Below are 15,382 nucleotides of genomic sequence, written 5' to 3' on the forward strand. Positions count from 1 at the left end.
GTTCAGGCGGCGCCGACCTGTTCGAGCACCGCGCGCAGCAGGACCTGGCAGCCGGCGGCCAGGTCGGCCGGCGCGGCGTTCTCGATCTCGTTGTGGCTGATGCCGCCTTCGCAGGGCACGAAGATCATCGCGGTGGGGCACTTGCGCGCGACGTAGACCGCGTCGTGGCCGGCGCCGCTGGCGATGCGGCGCACGCTGTACCCGGCGGACTTCGCGCCGCGCTCGACCGCGGCGACCAGGGCCGGGTCGAAGGCGCAGGGCGGGAAGTGCACCACCTGTTCGACCTGGACCTCGACCTTGTCCTCGGCCGCCACCCGTGACGCGGTCGCGCGCAGGTCCTCGGCCATCGCCGTCAGCGTGGTCTCGCTGGCGTTGCGGAAGTCCACGCTGAACACCACCTTGCCGGGGATCACGTTGCGCGAGTTGGGGATCACCTGCATCTGGCCGACGGTCCCGCGGGCGTAGTCGGGGTACTGCGCGGCGATCCGGCGGACCTCGATGACCAGCTTCGAGGCGGCGAGCAGCGCGTCGCGGCGCATTTCGATCGGAGTGGGGCCGGCGTGGGCGTCCTGGCCGGTGACGGTGACGTCGAACCAGCGCTGGCCCAGCGCGGTTTCCACCGCGCCGATGGTGATGCCCTCGCGCTCGAGCACGGGGCCTTGCTCGATGTGGGGCTCCAGATAGGCGGCGAGCGCGGGCGGGTCGTCCCTGCCTGCATAGCCGATCGCCGCCAGGGCCTCGCCGGCGCTGACGCCGTCGCGGTCGCGCTGGGCGAGGCAGTGCTCGAGCGTGAAGGCTCCGGCGTAGACGCCCGAGCCCATCATCACCGGGGTGAAGCGGCTGCCTTCCTCGTTGGTCCAGATCGCGACCACGAAGGGGCGATCGGTCTGAACGCCGTGGTCGTTCAGCGTGCGCAGCACCTCGAGGCCGGCCAGCACGCCGTAGTTGCCGTCGAACTTGCCGCCGTTGGGCTGGGTGTCGATGTGGCTGCCCACCGCCACCGCCGGCGCGTCGATGCGGCCGTGGCGGTCGGGGCGGATCGCGTAGACGTTGCCGATGCCGTCCACGCGCAGCGTGCAGCCGGCCTCGCGCAGCCAGCCGCAGACCAGGTCGCGGCCCCGCCGGTCCAGATCGGTGAGGGCGAGCCGGGCGACGCCGCCCTTGGGCGTTGCGCCGATCCTGGCCAGTTCCATCAGGCTGTTCCAGAGGCGGTCGCCGTCGATCGCGAGGGAGGCCGGGGTGGTCGCGGAGGGGGTGCCGAGGTCCATGTCGATGCCTGTCGGTGGAATGCGGGGGTCGGACGCTCGCAGCGGGGCGCCGGTCGGATCGTCATGATGCCGCCGAAACGGGGCGGCGGGAAAGTGCTCGGGCTCCGGACGCGGGCTTGGGGCCGGGCGCGTCGCCTTGCGGGGCGGCGCCGAGCCGCCGCGACACGTCGGCGGCCAGCGCGGTGATCGCGGCCACCACCTCGGCCTCGCGCTCGGGGGTGGTCGAAGCCTTGATCAGGCTGACCGCCACCGCCGCCACGGCCTCGCTGCGGCCGGCCGCGAACACCGGGGCGCCGAAGCAGTGCATGCCTTCGGCGGTCTCTTCGTCGTCGACCGCGTAGCCGCTGGCGCGTGCGGCGAGGAGCTGCCGCTCGAGCGCGGTGCGGTCGGCAACGCTGTGGCGGGTCAGCCGGCCGGGCAAGGCCCGCGCGACCAGGCCGTCGACCCGTTCGGCGGGCAGGGTGGCCAGCATGGCCTTGCCCGACGAAGTGAAGCAGGCCGGAAAGCGGCCGCCGACGCGGAAGTTCACGCCCAGCGCGCGGCTGCCCGGGCGGCAGGCCAGGTAGAGGACGTCCTCGCCGTCGAGCACGGCCAGCATGATGGTTTCCTCGCGCAGCGCGGCGAAGGCCTGCGAGGCCTCGTTGAAGGCCGCGATCACGCTGGACTGGCGCTCGAAGGCCTGCGCCCAGTGCAGGGCCTTGGGGCCGAGCGCGTACTCGCCGCGGTCGTCGCGCATGGCCAGGCCGAGCGCGGTCAGCGTAAGCAGCAGGCCGTGCAGGCTGCTCTTGGGCAGGGCCAGCGACTTCGCCAGTTCGGCGAGCGGCTGCGGGCGCGCGGCCGCCGCGAGGTGGTCGAGCACGCGGGTGGCGCGCTCGACCGCCGGCACCAGGGGGGTGTCGGGGGCATCGGCGCCCGAGCCGGGGGCCTTCGTATCCGGGATTTCGGTTGACATCGTGCGGGACCGGATTAAACTTCGCGCTGTTCTTGACGCTGAACGCGCGTTCAATATACTGAACAGTCTGTCGAACGATAGCGACTCCAGGCGAGGCTTGTCAACTCCAACCGCATTCGAGGATCCAGACATGGGCAGCTCCGACACCAACCTGACCAGTGCCGCCACCCTGGGGCACTGGATCGACGGCCAGGCCGTCGGCCCCGAGACAGGCTCGCGCCGCGCGCCGGTCTACAACCCGGCCACCGGCGAGGTCGGCCGCGAAGTGGCGCTGGCCCCGGCCGCCCAGGTCGACGCCGCGGTGCGTTCGGCCGCCGCTGCCTTCCCCGGCTGGGCCGCCACGCCGCCGCTGCGCCGCGCGCGGGTGATGTTCAAGTTCAAGGAGCTGGTCGAACGCAACGTCGACGAGCTGGCCAGGTGCATCGTGGCCGAGCACGGCAAGGTCTACAGCGACGCGCTGGGCGAGATCACCCGCGGCCTGGAGGTCGTCGAGTTCGCCTGCGGCATCCCGCAACTGCTCAAGGGCGAGTACAGCGAGCAGGTGGGCACCGGCGTCGACATGTACTCGATCCGCCAGCCGCTGGGCGTGTGCGCCGGCATCACCCCGTTCAACTTCCCGGTGATGGTGCCGATGTGGATGTTCCCGATCGCCCTGGCGACCGGCAACACCTTCATCCTGAAGCCCTCGGAGCGCGACCCCTCCGCCTCGCTGCTGATGGCCCGGCTGCTGAAGGAAGCGGGCCTGCCCGACGGCGTGTTCAACGTGGTCAACGGCGACAAGGAAGCGGTCGACGCGCTGCTCACCCATCCGCAGGTGGCGGCGGTCAGCTTCGTGGGCTCCACGCCGATCGCGAAGTACATCCACGAGACCGCCAGCCGTCACGGCAAGCGGGTGCAGGCGCTGGGCGGCGCGAAGAACCACATGGTGGTCATGCCCGATGCCGACCTCGACCAGGCGGTGGACGCGCTGATCGGCGCGGCCTACGGCTCGGCCGGCGAGCGCTGCATGGCGGTGTCGATCGCGGTCGCGGTCGGCGACGTGGCCGACCGGCTGATCGAGCGGCTCGCCGAGCGCGTGCCCAGGATCAAGGTGGCCCCGGGCATGGACAAGACGGCCGAGATGGGCCCGCTCGTCACCGGCGCGCACCTGGCCAAGGTGCGCGGCTACGTCGACGCAGGCGTGGCCGAGGGCGCGAAGCTGGTGGTGGACGGCCGCGACCTGAAGGTGGCGGGCGCCGAGAAGGGCTTCTTCCTTGGCGGCTGCCTGTTCGACGGCGTGAAGCCCGGCATGAAGATCTACAACGAGGAGATCTTCGGGCCGGTGCTGGGCATCGTGCGCGCGACGGGCTTCGAGGAAGCGCTGAAGCTGATCAACGACCACGAGTTCGGCAACGGTTGCGCGATCTTCACCCGCGACGGTGACGCGGCCCGCGAGTTCGCCACCCGCGTGCAGATCGGCATGGTGGGCATCAACGTGCCGATCCCGGTGCCGATGGCCTTCCATTCCTTCGGCGGCTGGAAGGCCTCGCTGTTCGGCGACCACCACATGCACGGGCCCGAGGGCGTGCGCTTCTACACGCGCTACAAGGCCGTCACGCAGCGCTGGCCGGCCGGCATCCGCGCCGGGGCGGAGTTCGTGATGCCGACGATGAAGTGAGGAAGACATGACGCTGCAACTGAAGGACATGTCGCTGCTCAAGGCGAAGGGCTACATCGACGGCAAGTGGGTCGACGCCGACGCGGGCCGCCGCTTCGCGGTGACCAACCCGGCCACCGGCGCCACGCTGGTCGAGGTCGCGGACATGGGCGCGACCGAGACCCGCCGCGCGATCGACGCGGCCAGCCGGGCGCTGCCCGCCTGGCGTGCGAAGACCGCCAAGGAGCGGGCCACGATCATGCGCCGCTGGTTCGACCTGATCATCGCGCACACCGAGGACCTGGCGCTGCTGATGACCTCCGAGCAGGGCAAGCCGCTGGCGGAGTCGCGCGGCGAGGTCGCCTACGGCGCCTCGTTCATCGAGTGGTTCGCGGAAGAGGGCAAGCGCGCGTACGGCGACGTGATCCCCACCACCCAGGCCGACCGTCGGCTGTTCGCGCTCAAGCAGGGTATCGGGGTGTGCGCGGCGATCACGCCGTGGAACTTCCCGATCGCGATGATCACCCGCAAGTGCGCGCCGGCCTTCGCCGCCGGCTGCACCGTGGTGGCCAAGCCGGCCGAGGCCACGCCCTTGTCGGCGCTCGCGCTGGTCGAGCTGGCCGAGCAGGCGGGCTTTCCGCCCGGCGTATTCAACATCGTGATCGGCGACGCCGGCAAGGCGCCGGAGATCGGCCTGGAGCTGTGCACCAGCCCCATCGTTCGCAAGGTGTCCTTCACCGGCTCCACCGAGGTCGGGCGCATCCTGCTGCGCCAGTCGGCCGATACGATCAAGAAGCTGTCGCTCGAGCTCGGCGGCAACGCGCCCTTCATCGTCTTCGACGATGCCGATCTCGACGCGGCGGTCGAAGGCGCGATCGCGTCGAAGTACCGCAACGCAGGCCAGACCTGCGTGTGCGCGAACCGGCTGCTCGTGCAGGATGGCGTCTACGACGCCTTCGCCGAGAAGCTCGCCGCGAAGGTCGCGCAGCTCGAGGTGGGCGCGGGCACCGAGCCGGGCGTGACCGTGGGGCCGCTGATCGAACCGGCCGCCATCGAGAAGGTCGAGGCGCACATCGCCGACGCGGTGGGCAAGGGCGCGCGCGTGGTCACCGGCGGCAAGCGCCATGCGTTGGGCGGGCTCTTCTTCGAGCCCACCGTGCTGGCCGGCGTGACGCCGCAGATGCGCGTGGCGCGCGAGGAAACCTTCGGCCCGGTGGCGCCGCTGTTCCGGTTCAAGACCGAGGACGAGGCGATCGCGATGGCCAACGACACCGAGTTCGGACTGGCCTCCTACTTCTACTCGCGCGACGTGGGCCGCGTGTTCCGCGTGGCCGAGTCGCTCGAGTCGGGGATGGTCTGCGTGAACAGTGGCATCCTGTCGAACGAGGTCTCGCCCTTCGGCGGGGTCAAGCAGTCGGGGCTGGGCCGAGAAGGGTCGAAGTACGGTCTGGACGAGTACATGGAGATCAAGTATCTCTGCCTGGCCGGTCTCTGACGACGCGTGAACGGATCGGCTGCGCGGCTCGATCTCGCGCCGCTCGCTGCGATCTCTTCACACGTCTCGATCGCACTGCGGTTCGGCAGGGTTCGGCAGCGCGCCTGGCGCTGCCGGGCGGCGTGCCCGTCATGCAGGCCGGCCAGTCGAGGAACGGCGATTGGCCATCGAAGGCAAGTTTCCGACAACGAGTTTGGGGGAGTAGACGATGAAGTTCCGGGCCGCAGTGCTGCGCGAGATGAGCCTGCCCATGCCTTATGCCGACAGCCGCCCGCTGTCGATCGAGGAGGTCGAGGTGGCGCCGCCGGGGCGGGGCGAGATCCTGGTGAGGATTCGCGCGGCGGGTCTCTGCCATTCGGACCTGTCGGCGATCAACGGCGACCGGCCCTGGCCGATGCCGATCGTGCCGGGCCATGAGGCTGCGGCTGAGGTGCTGGAGCTCGGCGACGGCGTCACCGACCTGGCGGTGGGCGACCACGTCGCGCTGATCTTTCGCCCCAATTGCGGCACCTGCCCGAGCTGCGCGAGCGGTCGACCGGCGCTGTGCGTGCCGGGCGGCGAGTCGAACGCCGCCGGGTCGCTGCTGGGCGGCTACAAGCGCCTGCGCGCAGTGGCGGGTACCGGCATCGACGGCAAGCCGGGCGGCACCTTGAACCATCACCTGGGCTGTGCGGCCTTCGCCGAGTACGCGGTGGTGTCGCGCCGCTCCGCGGTGAAGATCGACCCCACGCTGCCTTGGGACGAGGCGGCGCTGTTCGGCTGCGCGGTCATCACCGGGGCGGGCGCGGTCGTCAACACCGCCAAGGTCGAGGCGGGCACCAAGGTGGCGGTGGTGGGGCTCGGCGGCGTGGGTTTCTCCTCGCTGCTGGCGGCCAAGGCGGTCGGCGCAGTCGAAGTGATCGCGGTCGACATGCTCGACGCCAAGCTGGACAAGGCGCGCGAGCTCGGCGCCACCCAGTGCTTCAACGCGGGCGACCCGGCGGTGATCGACAGGATCAAGGCCGCCACCGGCGGCGGCGTGGACTACGCCTTCGAGATGGCCGGCAGCGTGAAGGCGCTGGAGCTGGCCTACCGGATCACCGCGCGTGGTGGCACCACGGTGACCGCGGGCCTGCCCAATCCCGCCCACAAGTGGGAGATGCAGGCGGTCACGCTGATCGCCGAGGAGCGCACGGTGAAGGGGAGCTACGTGGGCTCCTGCGTGCCCTCGCGCGACATTCCGCGCTTCATCGCGATGTACAAGGCGGGCCTGCTGCCGGTGGACAAGCTGCTGTCGGAGCGGATCCGGCTGGACGACATCAACGGCGCGCTCGATCGGCTCGCGCGCGGCGAGTCGATCCGGCAGGTGATCATGATGGATTGACGAGGGCGCGCGGCGCCGGTCTTCCGGTTGACGCGGTCTCGACGGGATTTGGCGAATGAGCGAACAGTTCGACTACATCATCGTGGGCGCCGGCACGGCCGGCTGCCTGCTGGCCAACAGACTGTCCGCGGACCCGTCGGTGCGGGTGCTGCTGCTCGAGGCCGGCGGACGCGACGACTACATCTGGGTCCACATCCCGGTGGGCTACCTGTACTGCATCGGCAACCCGCGCACGGACTGGCTGTACAAGACCGAGCCCGAGCCGGGCCTGGGCGGCCGGAGCATCGGCTATCCGCGCGGCAAGGTGCTCGGCGGCTGCTCGTCGATCAACGGCATGATCTACATGCGCGGCCAGCGCGGCGACTACGACGGCTGGGCCGCGGCCGGCAATCCTGGCTGGGGCTGGGACGACATCCTCCCGTACTTCCTGAAGCACGAGAACTGGCACGGGCTGGACGGCGGCGGGCAGGATTCGCTGCACGGCCACGGCGGCGAGTGGCGGGTCGAGCGGCAACGGCTGAGCTGGGAGTTGCTCGATGCCTTCCAGCAGGCGGCCGCCGAGACCGGCATCCCGCCCACCGAGGACTTCAACCGAGGCGACAACTCCGGCTGCGGCTACTTCGAGGTGAACCAGCGCAAGGGTGTGCGATGGAACGCATCGAAGGCCTTCCTGCATCCGGTGAGCGGGCGGCCGAACCTGAAGGTCGTGACCGGTGCCCAGGTGCTGCGCCTGCTTCGGCGCGAGGATGGATCGGGTCGGATTTCTGGCGTGGAGTGTCGCTTGGGCGGCGCATCCGGTGAAAGTAAGTCCTTCCTCTGTTCGCATGAGGTGGTCATGGCCGCGGGCGCCATCGGCACCGCACAGATCCTGCAGCTGTCGGGGATTGGCTCGGGCGAGGCAGTCGCCGTGGCAGGCGTCACGCCGGTGGTCGATCTGCCGGGCGTGGGGGAGAACCTGCAGGATCATCTGCAACTGCGCCTGATCTACCGGGTCAGCAATGCGCATACGCTGAACCATCAGGCGAACAGCCTGATCGGCAAGGCGCAGATGGGGCTCCAGTATCTGCTGTTCCGTCGGGGGCCGATGACGATGTCGCCCAGTCAGCTGGGGGCCTTCGCGCGATCGGATGCGTCGCAGGCGAACGCGAACGTGGAGTATCACGTTCAGCCGCTTTCGCTGGACAAGTTCGGGGAGCCCCTGCACAGCTTCCCGGCCTTCACCGCCTCGGTCTGCAATCTTCGGCCGACGTCCCGGGGGCAGGTCAGGCTTGGATCCGCGGATCCTCTGGCCGCCCCGCGGATCATGCCGAACTATCTTGCCACCGAGGAAGACCGGAAGGTCGCGGCGGATTCGATCCGGCTCACGCGCCGGATCGTGGCTGCGGACGCCCTGAAGCGCTATGCGCCGGCCGAGTACCTGCCAGGCCCCGACTACCAGACGGATGAGGAGCTAGCGCAGGCGGCGGGCAAGGTCGGCACCACGATCTTTCATCCCGTGGGGACCTGCAAGATGGGCCCCGCCTCGGACCCAATGGCCGTGGTCGACCATCGTCTGCGTTGTCACAAGGTTCCGGGGCTGCGGATCGCCGATGCCTCGGTCATGCCGACGATCACCTCGGGAAACACCAACGCACCCACGCTGATGATCGCGGAGAAGGCTGCCGCGATGATGCTCGAAGACAGAAGGGGCTGAGCCGGGGGCTGAGCGGAAGCGGCCCAGGTCCCTGTTTTCAGAGGCGGCGGTTTCACGTGAAACAATCCTGACGGGCATCGCGACGCGGTGGTGCCCTACAACGAACGACGCAATGGATACGGTTCAAACGGTAGTCGTGGGCGCTGGCGTGGTTGGTCTGGCGATCGCCCGAGCGCTGGCGCTGACGGGCAGGGAGGTGGTGATCCTCGAAGCAGCGGATGCGATCGGGACCGAGACCAGTTCGCGCAACAGCGAAGTGATCCATGCGGGCATCTACTATGAGCCTGGATCGCTGAAGGCCGAGCTTTGCGTCGAGGGGCGAGAGCGCCTCTACGCCTATTGTGACGAACGGGGCGTTGCCTATCGCAACTGCGGCAAGTTGATCGTGGCGGCCAGCGACGCCCAGCGTGAGGGCCTCGAACGGATCGACAAGCGGGCGCGTGCGGCGGGCGTCGAGAACCTGCGCTGGCTGAGCGGGGCCGAGGCGATGACCATGGAGCCGGCCTTGAGTTGCGCGCACGCGCTGTTGTCGCCGAGCACCGGGATCATCGACAGCCATGGCTTGATGCTGGCCCTGCAGGGCGAAGCCGAAGACCATGGCGCGATGCTCGCGCGTTGCAGTCGGGTGCGGCGGGGCAGGGTGACGCCGGAGGGCTTCGAGCTCGAAGTCGAGTCGGAGGGTGACACGATGCAGCTCGCTTGCCGCGAGCTGGTCAATGCCGCGGGCCTTGGGGCCAATGCGGTGGCGGCGGCGCTCGAGGGGCTGGGTGCGGACCACGTTCCGCCCCTGTACTACGCCAAGGGCAACTACTTCGCCCTGGCGGCCCGGTGCCCGTTCAGTCGCCTGATCTACCCGATCCCCAACGAGGCCGGCCTCGGCGTCCACCTGACGATAGACCTGGGCGGCCAGGGCCGCTTCGGTCCCGATGTCGAATGGATCGAGGCCATCGACTACGACGTGGATCCATCGAGATGCGCCGGCTTCTATGAAGAGATCCGGACCTATTGGCCCGGCCTGCCGGACGGCACCTTGCACGCCTCTTACGCCGGCATTCGGCCGAAGCTGATTCCCGCAGGGCAGGCCGCTGCCGACTTCCGCATCGATGGCCCCGAGACTCACCGAGTCGGCGGCCTGGTCAACCTCTTCGGGATCGAGTCACCGGGCCTGACGGCATCGCTGGCGATCGGCGAGCGGGTGAGGCGGGCGCTGGACGCCGCGCGCTGAGCAGGCGGGCGTGGGGCGGCACCGAGACGCCGGGCATCCCGGGCGGATCCGGGCTCGCAGCTCGGGAAGCCTGCGGGCGCCGTCTCGATTCCGGCGCGCTTGGCAGGCGGCATGGGGCGTGGGGCGGCGTGTCTCCGGGCCAAGGTGCTCGGAGGCCGCGAGCGGGGTCGGTGCGGCCGCGAATCAGGGACGGGCGGCACGCCCGTGGCGACCACGCCGGGTAGCACGGCGCGGGGGAAGGAGCCGGCCCCCGGGCGTCAGCGCTGCCTCGCCCGTGTGGTTTGCTCGCGAGGCCCGAGCGTCGTTGGTCGGGGCGCGCTTGCGCGCAGGCCCTGCGCGGGTCCGAGTATCCTCGGGGGCGCTCGCTTCAGCGCTCGCCCTTCAGCGGGCACCCTTCAGCGGGCACCGCCCTTGTCCATCGGGCAGGTGTTCATCCCGAGCAGGCTATAGAGCGGGCAGGTCCGGAAGATTCCCGTTGCTAGCAGGATGAGTCCGAGCCATCCCCAGGCACCAATAGTGCCCATCAGCGTCAGCGCGATCAGGATCACGCCCACCGCAATCCGAAGGATGCGATCGATGCCGCCTACGTTCGTCTTCATTTGAAGCCTCCAGGCAATCGGGTTCGGCCCGACAGGTTCAAACTAGCACGCGTCCCGGCAAACTTCATTGACTTCGGCCAGATTCTCGGTAAAGCACGGGTCGCCCTGGCGGGGGACCTGTGCTTGCGGGGCGCTGAAGGGGCGCTGAAGATACGCGACCTCGCGCCATTCTCTTTCGGCGCTCGAGATTGTTTCACGTGGAACAGGGGCATGGGATCGGGCGAGGGACTGCCCAGAACCCGGTCGCCGCGCGGACTCTCGTGGCTTTGGCCGCGTCGGTCGCCCCTCAGGTGCGGCGCTCCGTCGGTAAATCTTGGCCGAGCGCCGAGCTCGGCCACGACTCCGCGCCGTGCTCTCTGGGCGAAGTTCGGTGACCCCGACGAGGATCGGTGCTTGTTTCACGTGAAACACTCTCGCTCAATCCGAGGACAGGCAATGGGCCGGTTCCTCTATCGCCATGGAGGGCAAGCCGTCCGGCCGGAACGGATATCGGCCATTCGTTCTACTTGGGCCAATGCCCGCCAGCTCCTATAATCTCGCCTCCCGGCATCATTGCTGCGCATGCCCGAGGGCTAGAGGTTCCCGATGGATTTCCCAGAACAGTTCGACGTCATCGTCGTGGGTGGCGGCCACGCCGGCACCGAGGCGGCGCTTGCCTCGGCACGGATGGGAACCCGCACGCTTCTGCTCACGCACAGCATTGAGACGCTCGGACAGATGTCCTGCAATCCGTCGATCGGCGGAATCGGCAAGGGACATCTCGTGAAAGAAATCGATGCTCTGGGTGGCGCGATGGCCGAGGCCACCGACGAGGCAGGCATCCAGTTCCGGATCCTGAATTCCAGCAAGGGTCCGGCGGTTCGCGCCACGCGCGCGCAGGCCGACCGGGTGCTGTATCGTCAGGCGATTCGCCGCCGTCTGGAGAATCAGGCCAATCTCTGGCTTTTCCAGCAGGCGGTCGACGACCTGATGGTGGAGGGCGATCGTGTCGTCGGCGCGGTGACCCAGCTCGGCCTCCGCTTCCGGGCGAGGGCTGTCGTGCTGACCACCGGCACCTTCCTGAACGGCTTGATCCACGTGGGCCTGGCTCACCACTCCGCCGGTCGTGCGGGCGATCCGCCTTCGATCTCCCTGGCGGAGCGTCTCAAGGCCCTGAAGCTTCCGCAAGGCCGCCTGAAGACCGGCACCCCGCCGCGCATCGACGGTCGCACGATCGATTTCGCACAGTGCGAGGCGCAGCCGGGCGACCTGGATCCGGTGCCGGTCTTTTCCTTCCTGGGTGATCCGGCCAGCCACCCCAGGCAGCTGCCGTGCTGGATCACGCATACCACCGAGATCACCCACGGGATCATCCGGGGTGGCCTGGATCGCAGCCCCATGTACACCGGCGTCATCGAGGGGGTCGGGCCGCGCTACTGCCCGTCCATCGAGGACAAGATCCACCGGTTCGCGTCGAAGTCCTCGCACCAGATCTTCCTCGAGCCCGAGGGCCTGACGACGAACGAGTTCTATCCGAACGGCATCTCCACGAGCCTGCCTTTCGATGTCCAGCTCGATCTGGTCCACTCGATTCCAGGGCTCGAGAAGGCCCACATCCTTCGGCCCGGCTATGCGATCGAGTACGACTACTTCGATCCCCGGGGGCTGAGGCGCTCGCTCGAGACTCGCGCGATCGAGGGGCTGTTCTTCGCGGGCCAGATCAACGGCACCACCGGCTACGAGGAGGCCGCGGCGCAGGGCCTCCTGGCGGGCATCAACGCGAGCTTGAAAGTGCAGGGCAGGGAGACCTGGTTTCCCAGCCGGGACGAGGCCTACCTGGGGGTTCTGGTCGACGACCTGGTCACCCGCGGCGTTTCCGAGCCGTACCGGATGTTCACCAGCCGCGCCGAGTACCGGCTCAGCCTTCGCGAGGACAACGCCGACCTGCGGCTCACGCCGATCGGACGCAACCTGGGTTGTGTCGACGACCGCCGCTGGGAGGCCTTCGCGCGCAAGCGCGAGGCGATCGACGCCGAGCTTCAGCGCCTGCGCGCGACCTGGGTCAATCCACGAAGCCTGCCGCCTGAGCGGGCGATCGAGACGATCGGCCAGCCGATCGAGCGCGAGCATTCGCTGGCCGACCTGCTTCGTCGCCCGGACGTCTCCTACGGAGCGATCGTGGCATTGGGCGGGCCCGGTGCCGAAGATCCTCAGGTGGCCGAACAAGTCGAGATCCAGCTCAAGTACGCGGGCTATATCCAGCGCCAGCAAGCCGAGATCGCCCGACACGCGCACAACGAGCAGTTGCCCTTGCCGCCCGATTTCGACTATTCGGCCGTCCGCGGCCTGTCGGTCGAGGTGCGCCAGAAGCTGTCCCAGCATCGGCCCGAAACCGTCGGGCAGGCGGCGCGCATTTCCGGCATCACGCCGGCCGCCATCTCGCTGCTGCTGGTGCACCTGAAGAAGCGCCGCCAGACCGCCGCCGGCGAAAAGGTTGCCTGACTTGTCCTCGTCTCGCTCCGCTCGCGTTCGCCGTGCGCCGTCGACCTCCCTCGATCGGGGCGCACTCGAACGCGAGCTCGCCGCCGGTCTGGCCCGGCTGCACCTCGACTTGCCCGATGCCGCCACCGGCAAGCTGCTCGACTACCTGGCGCTGCTCTCCAAGTGGAATGCGGTCTACAACCTGACGGCGGTGCGCGAGCCGCGCGCCATGCTGATCCAGCATCTGCTCGACAGCCTGGCCATCGTGGCACCGCTGGCCACCCGCGGAGCCGCCCCGGGCCACGGCGGAGAGGGCACCGGCGCAGCGCGTGACAGCGCATCGGGCGAAGCACCGGGCCCCGTCGCTCCGTACCGCTGCGTGGTCGACGTCGGCAGCGGCGGCGGCCTGCCCGGCATCGTGCTGGCGATCGTCTGGCCGCGCACCCGCATCCACCTGGTCGAGCCGGTCGGAAAGAAGGCCGCCTTTCTTCGCCAGTGTGTCGTGGAGTTAGCACTTGCACACGTGGAAGTTCACGCCAGTCGTATCGAGGCACTCGAGCCCGGACCCGACCTGGCGCCCGACCTGATCCTGTGCCGGGCCTTCGCCTCGCTGCCCGACTTCGTCTCCGGCATCGACGCCCTGGTGGGGCCGTCTACAATCGTGGCCGCGATGAAGGGGGGGGTTCCCCGCGACGAGATCGCGGCCTTGGGCGGCGGTTGGTCGGTCGCGGAAATCCTGCCGCTTCAGGTGCCGCTGCTCGACGCGGAGCGGCACTTGCTGCTGCTCGAGCGCCGCGCTGACCCCGGCACGCGCGCACGCAGCGACACGCATCCGGAAGCCCGGGCGCACGCGGGCCGCGACAGGCCCGCCGACCACTGACGCCGGCCTTCGCCGACGCCACCGACACGACACGCACGCGAGCCCCCGTCCATGGCCAGGATATTCGTCATCGCCAACCAGAAGGGTGGCGTCGGCAAGACCACCACTTCGGTGAATCTTGCCGCGGCCCTCGCGCGCCTCGGCCAGCGGACCCTGCTGGTCGACCTGGATCCGCAGGGCAATGCCACGATGGGCAGCGGCATCGACAAGCGCAGCCTGAAGCGCACCGTCTACCAGGTGCTGATCGGCCTGTCCGATGTGGTCGAGGCCACCCGCCAGGCGCCAGGCTCGGACTACGCGGTGCTGCCGGCCAACCGGGAACTCGCGGGCGCCGAGGTCGAGCTGGTCGATTTCGACGAGCGCGAAACCCGCCTGAAGGACGCGCTGGCCGCGGTCGACGACCAGTACGACTTCGTCCTGATCGACTGCCCGCCTTCGCTGTCCCTGCTCACCCTGAACGGCTTCTGCGCGGCGCACGGCGTGATCATCCCGATGCAGTGCGAGTACTTCGCGCTGGAGGGCCTGTCGGACCTGGTCAACACGATCAAGAAGATCCACGCGAACTTCAATACCGAGCTGAAGATCATCGGCCTGCTGCGGGTCATGTTCGATCCCCGCGTCACGCTGTCCCAGCAGGTTTCGGCCCAGCTCGAGCAGCACTTCGGCGACAAGGTCTTCGGCACGATCATCCCCCGCAACGTGCGCCTGGCCGAGGCACCCAGCTACGGGCTGCCGGGCGTGGTCTTCGATCCGCAGTCCAAGGGGGCGAAGGCCTACATGGCGTTCGGCGCCGAGCTGATCGAGCGGATGAGCAAGCTCGAGCCGGTCTCCGACGGCCTGCGGCGCGACGCCGCGACGCCGCCGCGCAACGGGGCCGACCCGGCGCGACCCGACGATCGCGAATCCAACGAACCCGGAGCCACCCGATGATCAAGAAACAGAAGGGCCTCGGCCGCGGCCTCGAGGCGCTGCTCGGCGCCGACACCTCGCCCGAGCGCCCCGCTGCGCAAGGCGAGGCGATCAACGCGCTGCGCCTGGACCAGCTGCAGGCCGGGCGCTACCAGCCGCGCACGCGGATGGACGAAACCGCGCTGCAGGAGCTCGCGGCCTCGATCCGCGAGCACGGGCTGATGCAGCCGATCGTCGTGCGCCCGGCGGGCGCCGACCGCTGGGAGATCATCGCCGGCGAGCGCCGCTTCCGGGCGGCAGGCCTGGCGGGCCTTTCCGACGTGCCGGTGATCGTGCGCGAAGTGCCCGACGAGCAGGCGCTGCAGCTGGCCCTGATCGAGAACATCCAGCGCGAGGACCTGAATCCGCTCGAAGAGGCGCAGGCCATTCGCCGCCTCATCGACGAGTTCGGCTTCTCGCACGAGAAGGCCGCCGACGCGATCGGCCGTTCGCGCAGCGCCACGTCCAACCTGCTGCGCCTGCTGAACCTGGCCGAACCGGTGCAGACGATGCTCCTGGCCGGCGACCTGGACATGGGCCACGCGCGCGCGCTGCTCGCGCTGGACCGCGCCCGGCAGATCATGGTGGCGCACGAGCTGGTGGAGCGCAGGCTCTCGGTTCGCGAAGCCGAACGCCTGGTGCAGCGCGCGCTGGAAGGCGACGAGGCCAGGCCCGGCCGCCGCGCGACGCCCGAAGGCGGCCGCGACCTCGCGCGACTGCAGGAGCGGCTGGCCGACACGCTGGCCGCGCCGGTCACGATCAAGGCCAACGCGCGCGGGCGCGGCAGCCTCACGATCGGCTTCGGCAGCCTGGAGCAGTTCCAGGGCCTGCTGGAACGCCTGGGCGTGGCGGCCGAGGACTGA

11 protein-coding genes and 1 pseudogene are annotated in these 15,382 nt (G+C 69.5%); 9 read left to right on the forward strand and 3 right to left on the reverse strand.

Annotated features, from left to right (window positions below; all coding sequences use genetic code 11):
• Positions 1-2: 2 nt before the first annotated feature.
• Positions 3-1,268 (reverse strand): Zn-dependent hydrolase, encoded by a 1,266-nt coding sequence (locus tag FHP08_RS13755; protein WP_147705042.1) that lies wholly within the window; start codon positions 1,266-1,268, stop codon positions 3-5.
• A gap of 61 nt (positions 1,269-1,329) precedes the next feature.
• The gene (locus FHP08_RS13760; RefSeq protein ID WP_187272300.1) at positions 1,330-2,220 is read right to left on the reverse strand and encodes an IclR family transcriptional regulator; all 891 of its coding nucleotides are present in this window, start codon (positions 2,218-2,220) and stop codon (positions 1,330-1,332) included.
• Positions 2,221-2,350: 130 nt separating this feature from the next.
• Here FHP08_RS13760 and FHP08_RS13765 point away from each other — a divergent pair, with 130 nt between their 5' ends.
• From FHP08_RS13765 to FHP08_RS13785, 5 genes are all read left to right on the forward strand, one after another.
• Complete coding sequence (locus tag FHP08_RS13765) at positions 2,351-3,877, forward strand: CoA-acylating methylmalonate-semialdehyde dehydrogenase (RefSeq protein WP_147705044.1); 1,527 nt, start codon at positions 2,351-2,353, stop codon at positions 3,875-3,877.
• A gap of 7 nt (positions 3,878-3,884) precedes the next feature.
• Positions 3,885-5,351, forward strand: coding sequence for an NAD-dependent succinate-semialdehyde dehydrogenase (locus tag FHP08_RS13770; RefSeq protein ID WP_187272301.1), 1,467 nt, complete (start codon positions 3,885-3,887; stop codon positions 5,349-5,351).
• Positions 5,352-5,559: 208 nt separating this feature from the next.
• Positions 5,560-6,714 carry a zinc-dependent alcohol dehydrogenase family protein gene (locus FHP08_RS13775; protein WP_147705045.1) on the forward strand — a complete coding sequence of 385 codons (1,155 nt, stop codon included), beginning with the start codon at positions 5,560-5,562 and terminating at the stop codon, positions 6,712-6,714.
• A 55-nt stretch (positions 6,715-6,769) separates the two neighbouring features.
• Positions 6,770-8,407 (forward strand): GMC family oxidoreductase, encoded by a 1,638-nt coding sequence (locus FHP08_RS13780; protein ID WP_147705046.1) that lies wholly within the window; start codon positions 6,770-6,772, stop codon positions 8,405-8,407.
• Between the two features lie 112 nt (positions 8,408-8,519).
• Positions 8,520-9,632 (forward strand): NAD(P)/FAD-dependent oxidoreductase, encoded by a 1,113-nt coding sequence (locus FHP08_RS13785; protein WP_147705047.1) that lies wholly within the window; start codon positions 8,520-8,522, stop codon positions 9,630-9,632.
• Positions 9,633-10,027: 395 nt separating this feature from the next.
• Here FHP08_RS13785 and FHP08_RS13790 read toward each other — a convergent pair whose 3' ends face one another.
• On the reverse strand, positions 10,028-10,231 hold the full coding sequence (locus tag FHP08_RS13790; protein ID WP_147705048.1) for a YgaP family membrane protein: 204 nt from the start codon (positions 10,229-10,231) through the stop codon (positions 10,028-10,030).
• A 585-nt stretch (positions 10,232-10,816) separates the two neighbouring features.
• Between FHP08_RS13790 and mnmG the strand changes: the two genes are divergently transcribed.
• The 4 genes and pseudogenes from mnmG (at position 10,817) to FHP08_RS13810 (ending at position 15,382) form a co-directional block, all read left to right on the forward strand.
• Positions 10,817-12,712, forward strand: coding sequence for a tRNA uridine-5-carboxymethylaminomethyl(34) synthesis enzyme MnmG (mnmG, locus tag FHP08_RS13795; protein ID WP_147705049.1), 1,896 nt, complete (start codon positions 10,817-10,819; stop codon positions 12,710-12,712).
• Position 12,713: 1 nt separating this feature from the next.
• Complete coding sequence (locus FHP08_RS13800) at positions 12,714-13,571, forward strand: 16S rRNA (guanine(527)-N(7))-methyltransferase RsmG (protein ID WP_147705050.1); 858 nt, start codon at positions 12,714-12,716, stop codon at positions 13,569-13,571.
• Positions 13,572-13,622: 51 nt separating this feature from the next.
• A pseudogene (locus tag FHP08_RS13805) lies at positions 13,623-14,390 on the forward strand (ParA family protein); the annotation flags it as partial.
• 107 nt (positions 14,391-14,497) lie between these two features.
• On the forward strand, positions 14,498-15,382 hold the full coding sequence (locus FHP08_RS13810) for a ParB/RepB/Spo0J family partition protein (protein WP_147705052.1): 885 nt from the start codon (positions 14,498-14,500) through the stop codon (positions 15,380-15,382).

The sequence above is a fragment of the Zeimonas arvi genome (genome assembly GCF_008039575.1).
GTDB lineage: Bacteria > Pseudomonadota > Gammaproteobacteria > Burkholderiales > Burkholderiaceae_E > Zeimonas > Zeimonas arvi.